The 13817-nt window shown below is 42.4% G+C and carries 14 protein-coding genes and 1 riboswitch; of the genes, 7 read left to right on the forward strand and 7 right to left on the reverse strand.

The window, feature by feature from the left end; translation table 11 throughout:
- Nucleotides 1–44 precede the first annotated feature (44 nt).
- From thiC to R8695_RS01060, 3 genes are all read right to left on the reverse strand, one after another.
- Entirely contained in the window at nucleotides 45–1355 is a 1311-nt protein-coding gene (gene thiC, locus R8695_RS01050) for a phosphomethylpyrimidine synthase ThiC (RefSeq protein ID WP_118509655.1), read from the reverse strand.
- Nucleotides 1356–1658: 303 nt separating this feature from the next.
- A riboswitch (TPP riboswitch) is annotated at nucleotides 1659–1767 on the reverse strand.
- Nucleotides 1768–1883: 116 nt separating this feature from the next.
- Complete coding sequence (locus R8695_RS01055) at nucleotides 1884–2894, reverse strand: fibronectin type III domain-containing protein (protein ID WP_154780594.1); 1011 nt, start codon at nucleotides 2892–2894, stop codon at nucleotides 1884–1886.
- A gap of 101 nt (nucleotides 2895–2995) precedes the next feature.
- A complete protein-coding gene (locus R8695_RS01060; protein ID WP_118509657.1) occupies nucleotides 2996–3274 on the reverse strand; it encodes a type II toxin-antitoxin system HicB family antitoxin in 279 nt (92 codons plus the stop codon).
- A gap of 135 nt (nucleotides 3275–3409) precedes the next feature.
- On the opposite strand from R8695_RS01060, the gene R8695_RS01065 reads away from it, so the two are divergent.
- Nucleotides 3410–4225, forward strand: a complete 816-nt coding sequence (locus R8695_RS01065) for a DNA-3-methyladenine glycosylase family protein (protein ID WP_118509658.1) — start codon at nucleotides 3410–3412, stop codon at nucleotides 4223–4225.
- Between the two features lie 16 nt (nucleotides 4226–4241).
- Nucleotides 4242–4529, forward strand: a complete 288-nt coding sequence (locus R8695_RS01070; protein WP_118509659.1) for a hypothetical protein — start codon at nucleotides 4242–4244, stop codon at nucleotides 4527–4529.
- Here R8695_RS01070 and R8695_RS01075 read toward each other — a convergent pair.
- Nucleotides 4526–5167 carry an endonuclease III domain-containing protein gene (locus R8695_RS01075; protein ID WP_154780593.1) on the reverse strand — a complete coding sequence of 214 codons (642 nt, stop codon included), beginning with the start codon at nucleotides 5165–5167 and terminating at the stop codon, nucleotides 4526–4528. The two genes, R8695_RS01070 and R8695_RS01075, sit on opposite strands and share 4 nt — an antisense overlap.
- 158 nt (nucleotides 5168–5325) lie before the next feature.
- Between R8695_RS01075 and R8695_RS01080 the strand changes: the two genes are divergently transcribed.
- Both R8695_RS01080 and R8695_RS01085 read left to right on the forward strand, forming a co-directional pair.
- Entirely contained in the window at nucleotides 5326–5997 is a 672-nt protein-coding gene (locus R8695_RS01080; RefSeq protein ID WP_118509661.1) for a Crp/Fnr family transcriptional regulator, read from the forward strand.
- A 54-nt stretch (nucleotides 5998–6051) separates the two neighbouring features.
- Nucleotides 6052–7212, forward strand: coding sequence for an MBL fold metallo-hydrolase (locus R8695_RS01085; protein WP_154780592.1), 1161 nt, complete (start codon nucleotides 6052–6054; stop codon nucleotides 7210–7212).
- Between the two features lie 66 nt (nucleotides 7213–7278).
- Here R8695_RS01085 and R8695_RS01090 read toward each other — a convergent pair whose 3' ends face one another.
- The 3 genes from R8695_RS01090 to R8695_RS01100 form a co-directional block, all read right to left on the reverse strand.
- Nucleotides 7279–9546 carry a glycogen/starch/alpha-glucan phosphorylase gene (locus R8695_RS01090; protein ID WP_154780591.1) on the reverse strand — a complete coding sequence of 756 codons (2268 nt, stop codon included), beginning with the start codon at nucleotides 9544–9546 and terminating at the stop codon, nucleotides 7279–7281.
- Nucleotides 9547–9717: 171 nt separating this feature from the next.
- A complete protein-coding gene (locus R8695_RS01095; RefSeq protein WP_154780590.1) occupies nucleotides 9718–10602 on the reverse strand; it encodes an AraC family transcriptional regulator in 885 nt (294 codons plus the stop codon).
- Between the two features lie 150 nt (nucleotides 10603–10752).
- Nucleotides 10753–10941, reverse strand: a complete 189-nt coding sequence (locus tag R8695_RS01100) for a type II toxin-antitoxin system RelE/ParE family toxin (RefSeq protein WP_154780589.1) — start codon at nucleotides 10939–10941, stop codon at nucleotides 10753–10755.
- A gap of 429 nt (nucleotides 10942–11370) precedes the next feature.
- On the opposite strand from R8695_RS01100, the gene R8695_RS01105 reads away from it, so the two are divergent.
- The 3 genes from R8695_RS01105 to R8695_RS01115 all read left to right on the forward strand — a co-directional run bounded on the left by R8695_RS01105 (nucleotide 11371) and on the right by R8695_RS01115 (nucleotide 13811).
- Nucleotides 11371–12354 carry a DUF3878 family protein gene (locus tag R8695_RS01105; protein WP_154780588.1) on the forward strand — a complete coding sequence of 328 codons (984 nt, stop codon included), beginning with the start codon at nucleotides 11371–11373 and terminating at the stop codon, nucleotides 12352–12354.
- A gap of 91 nt (nucleotides 12355–12445) precedes the next feature.
- Nucleotides 12446–13249 carry an HD domain-containing protein gene (locus R8695_RS01110; RefSeq protein WP_154780587.1) on the forward strand — a complete coding sequence of 268 codons (804 nt, stop codon included), beginning with the start codon at nucleotides 12446–12448 and terminating at the stop codon, nucleotides 13247–13249.
- Nucleotides 13224–13811 carry a M48 family metallopeptidase gene (locus tag R8695_RS01115; protein WP_118509667.1) on the forward strand — a complete coding sequence of 196 codons (588 nt, stop codon included), beginning with the start codon at nucleotides 13224–13226 and terminating at the stop codon, nucleotides 13809–13811. The genes R8695_RS01110 and R8695_RS01115 overlap by 26 nt, the downstream gene beginning before the upstream one ends.
- Nucleotides 13812–13817 lie beyond the last annotated feature (6 nt).

Genomic DNA, 13817 nt, shown 5'->3' on the forward strand with positions numbered 1-13817 from the left:
TATAAAATCATTTATTTCAATGTTTGCCTGATCTGGCTATAAGATCATTCGTCGAATATAGTAACGATCTCTCCATCCAGAATACGATTGGTGTTCTTTACAGCACAGAAATTTCCGCACATACTGCAGGTGTCTTCTTTTTCAGGTTTGGCTTCTGCGCGGTAGCGTCTGGCTTTTTCAGGATCCAGGCTGAGCTTGAACATTTCTTCCCAGTCCAGATGTTTTCTGGCTTCACTCATCTTATAATCCCAGTCAGCAGCACCAGGAATACCTTTAGCAATATCTGCGGCGTGGGCTGCGATCTTGGCTGCGATAATTCCCTCTTTTACATCTTCTGCATTAGGCAGGCGCAGATGTTCTGCAGGTGTTACATAACACAGGAAAGCAGCTCCTGAATAAGCTGCAATAGCACCACCGATGGCAGAAGTAATATGGTCATATCCAGGTGCAATATCTGTTACCAGAGGTCCCAGTACATAGAATGGGGCACCATGACACAGTGTCTTCTGGATTTCCATATTTGCGGCGATCTGGTTCAGCGGCATATGTCCCGGACCTTCGATCATCACCTGGACATCTTTTTCCCATGCACGTTTCGTAAGTTCACCCAGAGTGATCAGCTCCTCGATCTGTGCGGTATCGGTAGCATCAGCAATACATCCCGGACGGCATGCGTCACCCAGACTTAAAGTGATATCATACTCACGGCAGATATCCAGGATCTCATCGAAATGTTCATAGAATGGGTTCTCCTGTCCTGTCATTTCCATCCATGCAAACATGATGGAACCGCCTCTGGAAACAATGTTCATCAGACGTTTATTCTGCTTGAAACGGGCTGCTGTTGCACGGTTCATACCGCAGTGGATAGTCATGAAATCCACGCCGTCTTCTGCATGCATACGTACAATATCGATCCATTCTTCGGAAGTAATTTTGCCAAGGGCTTTGTGATAATATACCACTGCATCGTAGATCGGAACAGTTCCGATCATTGCCGGACATTCAGAAGTAAGTTTGCGGCGGAAGCTTCTGGTATCGCCGTAGGAGCTGAGATCCATGATGGCTTCAGCACCCATTTCTACTGCAGAATGTACCTTTTTATACTCCATATCAACGTCTTTCCAGTCTCTGGAAACACCCAGGTTTACATTGATCTTGGTGGTGAGTTTCGCACCTACACCGCTTGGGCTGATGCATTTATGATTCTTATTGCAGGGAATGATCACCTGTCCTTTCGCGATCAGTTCTCTTAATTCGTCTGCATCCATGTGCTCCTTTTCTGCTACGATCTCCATCTGAGATGTAATGATTCCGTGACGTGCTGCGTCCATCTGTGTTGTGTACTGTGTCATTTTTTCCTCCTTGCCCTGCACTGCGGGCTGCTGATCATTGTACGTTCCTCACGTATAATGATAATAAATGAAATGCGCCTCCTGTATAGAAACAGGGACTTGCACCTGCGCATATCTGTAAGTTTGTAAGTGAACTTCTGAGATTCAGCAGAGAGTGGTGCCCCCGGTCTGCCATGTGAAACTAAGATAAGGGGGGATAACAATGAATGAAAGTATAAATATCCATCTGTGCGGATCGGAAAACCTTCCGTTTATCCGTGGATAAAAAAGAAAAACTGCAATACGCCAACAGCATACTGCAGTCCGAAAGAACGATAACTTTCCCTACGTTGGCATTATCCAAATCAGGTTATGGGTTAAAGCGATACAGCTTACTCTCAGCCTGTTTACACAAGCTCCCCTTGTCTTAATCTTCCTGCATTGTAGCACTATGACGCGAAGAAGTCAAGAAAAAGGTTCCGCAGTTACTGTTTTTTTTGTAACTGCGGAACCTGGATTGAATTTAACGTTTCTGAACGGTTCAGCGGATTAACTGAGGCTCATATTATAGGTTTTGAAAGCGGAACGCCACTGCTTTCCGTAGAGCTTTTTGTTTGCCACAACCCGGATCTGATACTGTTTGTTTAAACTCATATTTGTGAGGGTGTAGGTGGTTTTGCCTGTGGTCTTTACTTTTTTGAAAGAAGAACCTGGAGCTTTAATATAAATGCTGTAGCTGTCTGCTCCGGAAACCTTGTTCCACCTTACTGTCATTGTATTACGGGTATTGCCTGCTTTGGCAAGTATAATTTCTTTGGAAACAATGTAGTTGGTAGGTGTAGGGCTTACGCAGCGTTTGTTATTCAGCTGAATGTACGGATAAATGGATACTTTGTAAAAACTGTTCCGGGCCAGCGGAAGAGTGAAGGAGTAGCGGGTGTTAAAAAGTTTGGTTACTTTTTTATGATTGGCGGAACTTTCGTAAACGACTTTATATCCGCTGATGGAGTTGGCGGCCTGGGGAACGGTCATGTTAAAGGTATATCCTGTGGCAGCATTGGAAGACCAGGACGATCTTACAGATACTGTTTTATAAAGGGTGGTGCAGTCTACGGTTCTGGTGGAAATGGCTTTTCCGGAAGAATTGATGGCTGTGACCTTTAAGGTGTAAACGGTTCCTGGAAGCAGGTTCTTTATGGTTACAAACCGTCGTGGAGTATATCCCATGAGTTTGAATGAATTTTTACCATAATGGCTGATGCTTACCGCGTATTTCTCTGCGCGGGATACGGCATCCCACTGAACTTTTATTTTATAGCTGTTATTCTGATAAAGTGCATCAGTCTGCCGGATGCCGCTGTTGGAGTAGCTTGGATAATAAGCTGCAGATGCTGCCGGAGCGTCCCCGGAAGTCACGCGGGAATCTGTATTTCCAGATGTCTCTACTGGCTGTAAAGTGGCAGTAGTGGTATCTGCAAAAGCAGCAGATGTCATTCCGAATGTGAGGGCAGCGCTTAATCCAATGCTGACCAGCAGTTTGTGAAATCTTTTCATTTTCATAAATAAATCCTCCTTTATACCTGATATTATGATATAGAAAAAGCTCCGCTTATGTTTAATGGAATTGTAACATAACAGAGCCTGTTTTCTGTAATTTCACCTTATTCGTCCCATCCGTCATACATGCGGATATTTACCTGAATATTTCTGACGATTTCCCCTTCCTGAAGGTCCAGATCAGATTCATCAGAGACAGGCGGAAGATCCATTTCGTCTTCCATTACTTCTGCATAGATCCAGTTGTAAGCTGCTTCATTGGCATTATCAATGGCATCATCCAGGGTATCGCCCTCTGCTTCACAGCATGCCAGATCAGGGAAAAATGCCTTATATTTGCCTTCTTCATTTTTGCGGAAAACCGCAGGATATATAAATTTCATTGGTAAGAACCCCTTTCTGCTTTACGTTTATACTGAGAATAGTATATAATACATTCATATATTCATCAAGAATAAAAAGTAATCAGTTACGAAGATGCGCTGATGGCTTGGCAATTTTACAGAGGGGATTAGGATATGCTGACAATAGAGGTGGACAATTTTGACCTGGGGCAGATCTGCAGGTCCGGACAGTGTTTCCGGATGGATCAGATCAGTGATGACCGCTACCGGGTGATCGCGGGAGATAAATATCTGGAACTGACTCAGGAGGGGGGAATTGTCAATTTCTTTTGCCCGGAAGAGGACTTTATCTTCTTTTGGATCCGGTATTTCGATCTGGACTGTGATTACAGCGAATACATAAATAAGATCAACCCTCGGGATAAATATCTGATGACAGCAGGAGAGCTGGGAAGCGGGATCCGTATTCTGCAGCAGGATCTGTGGGAGATAACCATTTCCTTCCTGATCTCTCAGCAGAATAACATCACCAGAATAAAGAAGTGTATTGAAAATATCAGCCGGGAATTCGGAGTAAGAAAGATAAGCAGTACAGGTGCAGAGTATTATGCATTTCCCTCTGCAGATGCACTGGCTTCAACGACAGAAGAACAGCTTCGGGGGTGCAATCTGGGATACAGAGCGAAATACGTACTGGACACAGCCAGGAAGGTCTGTTTTGGAGATATTTCACTGGATAGTCTGTACGATATGACATATAAAAATGCTAGAAAAGAACTTCTGGGACTGTATGGAGTTGGGGAAAAAGTAGCAGATTGTATCTGTCTTTTCGGTCTGCATCAGCTGGATGCATTTCCCGTAGATACTCACATCCGTCAGGCACTGGATGCTCATTACAAACGGGGATTTCCAAACAGACGTTATAAGGGCTGCCGGGGCGTGATGCAGCAGTATATATTCTATTATGAACTGATGAACAGCAGTAAATAAAAGGAGGATTGTTATTATGGAAATCGGAGCTATGTTAGACGAGTTAAGAGAAAAAGCACTGAAAGATCATAATATCTGGCAGGAACTGATGGACACCAGAAAAGCAGAACAGCCTCTGGAAGCATTCTGCGCCAAATGTCGGGAACTGGGATATCAGATTTATGAAATGGATCTGATCACAGCGGGAGAAGAATTCTATGCAACCATGCGCAGAAGCACCAATGGCGGCGGAGAGAACTCTCCGAAACTGGCAGGAGAAGACGATTTCTATGAACTCTTCTTCGCCAGCCTGGAGCAGATTTAATTGTCCACACCATTTTTCGAACAGATATCATTCAGGCAACATCTGTCACAGTATGGTTTGGTACGGGCGGTACAGACATCACGGCCGTGATTAACCAGACGGTGGCAGAAATCGTTGCCTTCTTCCGGCGGAATGATCTTCCATAAAGCCATTTCCACCTTCTTAGGTTCTTTTATATTATCCACCAGGCCAATACGATTAGACAGACGAATACAATGGGTATCCGTAACGATCGCCGGTTTACCAAACACATCCCCCATGATCAGATTCGCACTCTTTCTCCCAACTCCCGGAAGCTTCAAAAGCGCATCAAAATCTTCCGGAACATGATCATGATACTGTTCATGCAGGATCTTCATACAGGCACTGATATCCCTTGCCTTACTCTTACCCAGCCCACAAGGCCGCACGATCGCCTCAATATCTGCAACATCCGCATTTGCAAGCGCCTCCACAGTAGGAAACTTCGCATACAGATCCTGCACGACTACATTCACACGCGCATCTGTACACTGCGCCGCCAACCGCACACTTACCAGTAATTTCCACGCATTATCATAATCCAGGGTACAATCAGCATCCGGATATTCTTTCTTCAATCTCTCAATAACCTCAAGAGTCAGTTCCTGTTTTGTCATATGTGTATATCTCCATTTCATAATAATCAATTTTAAGTCTCCATTTCTAATATCATAACACAAACAACAACCCCTTGCATTTCCTATTTTCCTATATTAAAATAAAATCAGCCGTTGTATTTACAACAAAGAATAAAAAATCATCCGAAAGGAATTCTATGATAGATACAGACTTTCTATGTAAATCCCGATTATTCCAGGGATTTACAGAAGAAGAAATAAAAAGCCTGCTGGAATGCCTGAATGCCTCCTCCAAAACCTATAAAAAAGGAGAATACATTTTTCAGACCGGAGAAATAACTGAGAATTTTGGAATGATCCTGGATGGCAAAGTTCAGATCATCAGTGACGATTACTGGGGGGAACGCCAGATTCTGGCAGGATTTGGAAAAGGACAGCTTTTCGGCGAAGCATACGCATGTATGGAAAAAATGCCTCTTCTGATCAGTGCTGTAGCAGTAGAAGAAACACAAGTACTGATGCTGAATGCTCACAGAGTCTTACAGACCTGTACCTCAGCCTGCGACTTCCATCGCAGACTGGTAGAAAATCTGGTAGGAATTCTTGCAAAAAAGAACCTGACACTCACCAGAAAAATCGACCAGATCAGCAAGAAAACAATCCGTGGAAAAGTTCTTGCCTATTTATCGAGTGAGGCTGGAAAACAGGACAGCAATGACATCATTGTCCCGTTTAACAGACAACAACTGGCTGAATATCTTGCTGTAGACAGAAGCGCATTGTCAGCAGAATTGTCGAAAATGCAGAAAGAGGGTATTATCAGTTATAAGAAAAATCACTTTATTCTAAATAAAGAGAGCATGGAATAGAAAAAAGCATTAGAGCGTGTTTGAAACAGGCTCTGGCACATAAGAGGGAAAAGAATGAAAGTACGAATGTATAATGTAGGTTTCGGAGACTGCTTCTGCCTCCGGGACAGAAAGAAAAGTCTGCTGGTGGACTTCGGAACCAACAACAGCAGGATAGAAGGACGCCCCAGAAGAGAAATCTTCGATCTGATCATCTCAGATTTATCAACGATCAGCAGTAAAAATCTGCTTCTGACACATTTCCATATGGATCATCTGTCAGGTCTTCTTTATATGATGAAGAAGAAAGATATTTCTGTTGACTTCGGTAAAATTTACCTGCCGGATGTTTTTTCGAAAAAAGAGATGAGCAGAACTCTGGTATTGCTGCTTCTTGCAGACCTGTTGAAAGAATCTGGCCTTCCAAGCCGTCAGGTCAGCCTGTTTGCACTGGTGGATGCACTTCTGGAGAATAAGCAGAATGTGGAGCTTCTCAGCAGAGGAAAACTCTTTGAGAACAAATATCAGGCACTGTGGCCGGATGTATATGTTATTCAGAAAGAAACAGATGAAGTATATGACCAGCTCAGTAAAGATGAGAGATTTACTGAAGTAATGGAAGTTCTGCTGGAGTTTGCAGAAAAACTGCGTAAGATCATCTGGTCCATGACAGAAGAGGGAAAAGAGCAGTCTGAAGAAGAACAGGAGAAAATCTCTCTGGCATATGTGTATGACAGAGAATTCAGAAGAATTAAAGCAATTTCGAAGTTCAAAGATCTGTTGAACTATTTAAACGAGAATAAAGTGAATCTTAGACAGTTCAAGCATAAGATCAGTATCATATTCCAGAATGCCCACGATGGAGAGTTGAATCTGTTATTTACCGGAGATGCCCAGCCGGAACATATGAAGATGATCGCAGAGAACTATGACGGAAAACTGCCGTTATATGAACATTACTGGTGCATCAAAGTACCCCATCACGGAACGCAGGGACATTACTTCGACTTCTCCCGATACGAACCGGAGAATATGCTGATCTCTAATGGAATCCACTTTGCGAACAGCAAGAAAGAATCCAAAGAACTGCGTACTTCACCGCTCTATGGCGGATTATTCTATATCCCGGATACACATATGTACTGTTCGAACTGTGACTGCTGTGACAGTTACGAGAACGGATGCTCCTGCAAGGAAGCAGATGTGATTTCTCCGGCTTATTACAAGGATATATAAAAACAAAACAGCAGGCATTGTATATCCCATCGGATATACAATGCCTGCTGCTGAATTTTTATTAGATTATTTAGCCGGTGTCAGGTGCCAGATATCATTATTGTACTGCTCGATCGTTCTGTCAGAAGAGAAGAATCCAGCTTTTGCGATATTGACAAGCATCTTCTTAGCCCATGTCTTTCTGTCTGCATAATCAGCCAGAGCCTGATCTTTTGTTTTAACATAGTCGTTGAAGTCAAGCAGTGTCATGAACCAGTCTTTGCTTACCAGTTCGTGATGCAGTCTTTCCAGATTTTCTTTATGACCAAGTGCCAGCATCTTGTCACTTACGATGAAGTCAACGCATTCTTTGATATGTTCATCGTTCTCGTAGATATCTTTGGAGCAATAGTCTGCTTTCTCATAATGTTCGATCACTTTCTCACTGGATTCACCGAAGATATAAATGTTATCTTTGCCAACCAGTTCACTGATCTCTACGTTAGCACCGTCCATAGTTCCCAGAGTAACAGCACCGTTGAGCATGAACTTCATGTTACCTGTACCACTTGCTTCTTTGGAAGCCAGGGAGATCTGTTCGGAAATATCGCATGCAGGGAATAATTTCTCGGCTGCGGATACATTGTAGTTCTCAACCATAACAAGCTTCATGTATGGTGCAACTTCCGGATCATCTTTGATGAGATCCTGGAGTGTGAGCAGAAGATGAATGATGTCCTTTGCGATCACATAAGCAGGAGCTGCTTTTGCACCGAAGATAAAGGTTACAGGCTGAGCTGGTTTCTTTCCACCCTTAATCTCCAGATATTTGCTGATGATGTACAGAGCGTTTAACTGCTGACGTTTGTACTCATGGAGACGTTTGATCTGGATATCATAAATGCTGTTCTCATCAATTTCAACACCTGTGTTGGACAGGATAAATTCTTTACAGGTTTTCTTAGCTTCTGTTTTGATCTCAAGGAGCTTGTTCAGAACTGCTTCATCATCCTTATATTTCAGGAGATTTTCCAGTGCAGTTGCATTTGTTTTAAACTCATCACCGATCAGGGAGGTAATATAGTCTGTCAGCGGATGATTGCAGTGCATTAACCAGCGGCGGAATGTGATGCCGTTAGTTTTGTTGTTGAATTTCTCCGGATAAATATCATAGAAAGCTTTCAGCTCGCTTGTTTTCAGGATTTCTGTATGCAGGGCAGCAACACCGTTGATGGAGAATCCATAGTGAATATCCATATGTGCCATGTGAACCAGGTTGTTTTTGTCAATGATGGCTACATTTTCCTGGGGATATTTTGCTTTGATCTTCTCATCCAGCTTTTCGATGATCGGTACAAGGTGAGGAACTACATCAAGAAGGTAGTCCATGGGCCATTTTTCCAGAGCTTCTGCAAGGATAGTATGGTTTGTGTAAGCACATACTTTGGATACGATTTCGGTAGCCTCATCAAAGTCGATTCCGCGCGCTGTCAGGAGACGGATCAGTTCCGGAATGACCATACTTGGGTGAGTATCGTTGATCTGGATCACTGCATAGTCTGCAAGGTCATGCAGGTTGCAGCCTTTCTTTGTTGCTTCGTCCAGGATGAACTGAGCGGCATTGGATACCATGAAATACTGCTGGAAGATACGGAGCTTACGTCCGTCATCATCACTGTCATCCGGATACAGGAACAGTGTCAGGTTGTGAAGGATGTCCTTTTTGTTAAAGGAAATTCCATCGTGAACCATGGATTCATCTGCCAGATCAATGTCAAATAAGTGCAGATGAATGGATTTGTTATTGTAGCCTGCAACGTCGATATCGTACAGGGAAGATTTCAGTGAGAATCCGCGGAACGGTACAGTGTAGGAAACACCTGCAGGTGTAAGCCAGCTGTGTTCTTCAATCCATGGGTTCGGAGTTTCTTTCTGAAGTCTGTTCTCAAAGAGCTGTTTGAAAAGACCCAGATGATAATTCAGACCAATACCTTCGCCCGGAAGACCGAGAGTTGCGATGGAATCCAGGAAGCATGCTGCCAGACGTCCAAGACCACCGTTTCCAAGAGATGGTTCCGGTTCAACTTCTTCGATGTCAGCAATGGCTTTTCCATTCTCTTTTAAGAATGCAGCAACATCATCATAGATTCCCAGGTTGATCAGGTTATTGGATAATAATTTACCGATCAGGAACTCTGCGGAAATATAATAAATTTTCTTCTTTCCGTCCTGATAGCCTTTTTCGAAGAGCTGGTTTTTGGTATAAATCAATAATGCATTGTAAATTTCTTCGTTTGTGCACTGGCGTACATTTTTCTTATACAGGTCATAGATGAGCTTTTCTAAATTTTCCATCGTAATCTCCCTTTCTGAAATAAATATGTGTTTTTTTTATGAGTTAGATTGCTTATTTTTTAGTTTTGAATAGTGTATTGTTTTTGATTTATATCAGGAAGAGAAGTTCTCTTGCTGACATCTATAACTATATCAGCAGTCTATTCGAAAAAATACAACAAAATTGCGATTTTATGACAGGTTTCTGCGAAACTTGTGGGGAGACATTCCGGTTGCCTGCTGGAATTTCTTAATGAAGTAGCTGGTGTTGTTGAAGCCTACTTCCAGTGCGATCTCTGTGACAGAGGAATCGGAGTGCAGAAGCATAGGCTTGGCTTTCTCAATGCGCAGGTCATTGATGTAGGCAATCAGGGTCTTGCCTGTATATTGCTTGAACAGTTTCATAAAGTAGTATTCGCTGTAATTGGAGAGAGCAGTAAGCTCTGCTGCGGTCAGTGACTGTGAATAATTGAGGTTGATGTAGTCCAGGATCTTTTTAATAGAAGCAAGACTTTTGTTCTCTTCCTTATCTGCGGGAGTGATGTAATTTCCCATGAGCATTTCGTAGAAAAAGCTGAAGAACAGAGCCTTTAATTTTACGAAATAATATGGCTTTTTTTCTTTATGGCAGGCATGGATCCTGTCAAAAAGCTGGCAGATATTTCCGTAATTCTCATCAGATCTGGAAATAATATGGGTAAATTCCGCCTGATTATCCATCAGTAAGGAAATGACACGTTCCTGACATAAATCGCCCGCCGGGCCTGACAGGAAGTTCAGGTCAAAAACAATACTACGGAAATAAAGGATATTCTTCAGATCTGTTTTTATGCCATGGAGAACTCCGCGGTTCACAATGATCAGGTCTCCGGTCTTGACGCGGAGGATCTCTTTATTCAGACGGACCAGTCCGCTGCCAGATTCAATATAGATCAGTTCCATCTCGTCATGCCAGTGGTTGTAGAGAGAATGGAAGATTTCGCAGTTGTCTGTATAGGTTTCTATGGGAAGCTCAAAGGAGCCGTGAGAGCTTCGTTCTTTGAGAGTGTCATCTACTTCAATCGGGGGAGTTGGCATGGAAAATCTCCATTTCTTAAATATGATATTAAAAATGTTGCAGAAATATATGTATGGAATAATGCTGTTTATATGATAGTTGAACCGAGGGTGTTATTTGTATTATGAAAGCTTGGCTCGGGAATGTCAATCATAAAACAAGAACCTTTTTCAAGCGAATTCTGATAGGATATAAATGTCATAACCGTACATTCCTGCCAGATCACCTGTCTTTTCTTCGCCGATGGAATAATCTTCACATATCATTTCAATAGCTTCTTTGTACAGAGATTTCAGCTTTTTATCTTTGAGTTTTTTCAGAAATTTTGCTGCAGGTGGAAGGATCTGTACCTGTGTCATTTTTCATCCTCCGTTCCGAAAACATCCTCTAAGGAGTATCCTCCTGATTTAGATTCTGCGACTCGGTCTGCTTCGGCAAGCATTGCTTCAACTGCCGGACGGACTTTTCGCTGTGCCTGTTTGAATTTCTCAAGTGATTCTTCGCCGCTATATCCCTGTCTGATCAGATCGGCAAGAATCTGTTCGGCAAATTCACCACTGGTATTTTCTTTAACGGGGCGTAAAATCAGTTTCTTTATTGAATAGAAAATTTTTTTATTTGGCAGAAAATATGATTAGTGCTATCATAAAAATATATCTGTAAAATTGTACAAATGTATCCTGCTTCTGCATTGCGGTAATTCCATGAAACGATGCAATGGATTTTCTTATCAAGTGTGTTAAACAGAATCGGCGAAAGACATTGTACAGAAACAGCAGGAGTTAAGGATGGAAGATATAATGGAAGATAATTTTGAAAAATTAAATCTGCTTCTGGAGCAGGAACTGTGTGAGTTTGTGGATATTTCGGACGGCTTTACCGGACAGACGGAGAATGGAGAGTTACGTCTGATTTATCTGATGAATGATGCGGTGGAGAGCTTTCTGGTTTTGAAAAATGCCAGAATGACAGGAAATTATGTAAGGGATTATGAAGGGGAATTTGAAGGTTCTCTAGAGAAAGCGGACAGGGATTTATGTGAGGCAGAGTATATTCTGGTGGTTCATCAGGGGCGGAACGTGTTTACTGTATTCTTTGAAGATATTTTGCTGGAAACACATTTGTTCAACTATGGAGAGCTGGGACATTTCTGGGTGAAGGGCTATGAAAATCTCAGGGTAATGGAGTACCAGATTGCTATATTGCGTGATAAATATGAGTATCTGGGAGAAGAATATTGCACTGAGCAGGAACGAAAGCTGGCGATGCTGCGGGATTTCCCGCCGTTAAATTATCTTTTTTATCCTGCAGTATCGGAGAAGTATATTGTTCCGGTGGACAACCCATGGGAGGTAACAGCGGAAGCACTGGCAGTTATGCAGGAACTGGCAGAAGAAGCTGGAGATGAAAAACTGGGAAAAATGCTCAGGCGTTATGGAGAAAATCCGGATATATCAAATGCCAGAAAGATAGCCGAAATGCTTTGCAGGAGCAGTCATTTACCGGTGGTTACTCTGTTGAGAGAAAAAATCAGGGAAGCAGCTTCGGTCTACCCGGACAGAGATTTTGGGAAAGAAAAGAATCAGTATCTCTGTAAATTGCTGGCAGAGGCGGAAAGAAAAAGAAGTGAACTGCATCAAAAGAATGTGCAGGCTATTATATACAGAGAAGAACCTTTCATTTATGACTGTGATTCCATATCGTTTCAGGTATATCTTATGATTGTGAGAAAAGGTGTATGGAAGCAGAAAATAATGGTTGAGAAAATGTAATTCTTTGGATAAAGCCTTTATAATTTGTGTAAAGTATATTGTATTTGTTTTTGAGTAGTAATCTGAACAGGAATAAAGAAGGGATTAAACAATGGATAAATTATTGGACTTAACAAGAGACTTTGATGCAGCGAAAGCTGCTTTTGAAGCATATCTGGATGAATATGACAGAACGGATGATAAGATTCATCTAAAAATTGTACATACTTATGGAGTAGTTGATGCAGCAGAGGACATTGCCCGCCGCATGGGACTTGATGAGGAAGATGTACAGCTGGCGAAAGTAATAGGATTGCTCCATGATATTGGCAGATTTGAACAGATCAGGAGATTTGACAGCTTTGAACCGGGAACTATGGAGCATGCAGTATATGGTGCACAGCTTCTGTTCGGACCGGAGAAAATGATTCGCAGATTTGTGAAGGATGACAGGTTTGACAGTCTGATCTGCACTGCGATTGAGAAGCACAGTGATTTTAAACTGGAAGGAATTACGGATGAGAGAACTCTGCTTCATGCAAAGTTAATCCGGGATGCAGACAAGCTGGATAATTGCAGGGTAAAGCTGGAAGAGTCCATGGAAACACTTCTGGGAGTGGATGAGAAGGGAGCAGGTGAAGGAGTGATCGCACCAAAGGTATGGGAATCCTGTATGGCAAAGGAATCTGTATTATCTTCAGACCGGGTTTCAAAAGTGGACTACTGGATTTCCTATATTGCACAGTATTATGACATCAATTTCCCGGAAACCTATGAGATTATGGGTGAACATGATTATGTGAAACGGATTAAGGACAGAGTTCCCTATGCATTGCCGGAAACACAGGAAAAGATGGATATTCTGGAGACTGAGCTGGAGAAATATATGGATGAGAGAATTCGAAACAAAAAATAATCAGGAGAAATTCACCTGCGGAGAATTCGAATATCAGGTTATAAGAAGTGCCAGAAAAACCATGACTCTGGAGGTACGCAGGGACGGAAATGTGATTGTCCGTGCACCTCTTCGTACAGGTCTGCCACGGATTAAAAGATTTGTAAGCCAGAAGCAGGACTGGGTTCTGGGATGTCTGGAACGGACAAAAGAATACCGGGAAGAGAAGCCATTGAGTGCAGATCTGAGCGAGGCAAAACGGAATGTCTATATACGAAAAGCAAAAGAAACGATTACCAAAAGAGTCTCGTATTTTGCCAGACTCATGGGTGTTTCTTACCGCAATATCACCATCAGAGAACAGAAAACAAGATGGGGAAGCTGCAGCAGTGAGAAGAATCTGAACTTTAACTGGAAACTGATACTTGCACCGCCGGAAGTGCTGGATTATGTAGTAGTACATGAACTTTGCCATCTGAAAGAAATGAACCATTCGAAGGCATTCTGGGATGAAGTAGGAAAAGTAATGCCGGATTATGAGACGCACAAATTGTGGCTGAAAGAGAATGGATGGAGGTTGTAATTAATA

The sequence above is a fragment of the Blautia luti genome, assembly GCF_033096465.1.
In the GTDB taxonomy this organism is placed as follows: domain Bacteria; phylum Bacillota; class Clostridia; order Lachnospirales; family Lachnospiraceae; genus Blautia_A; species Blautia_A luti.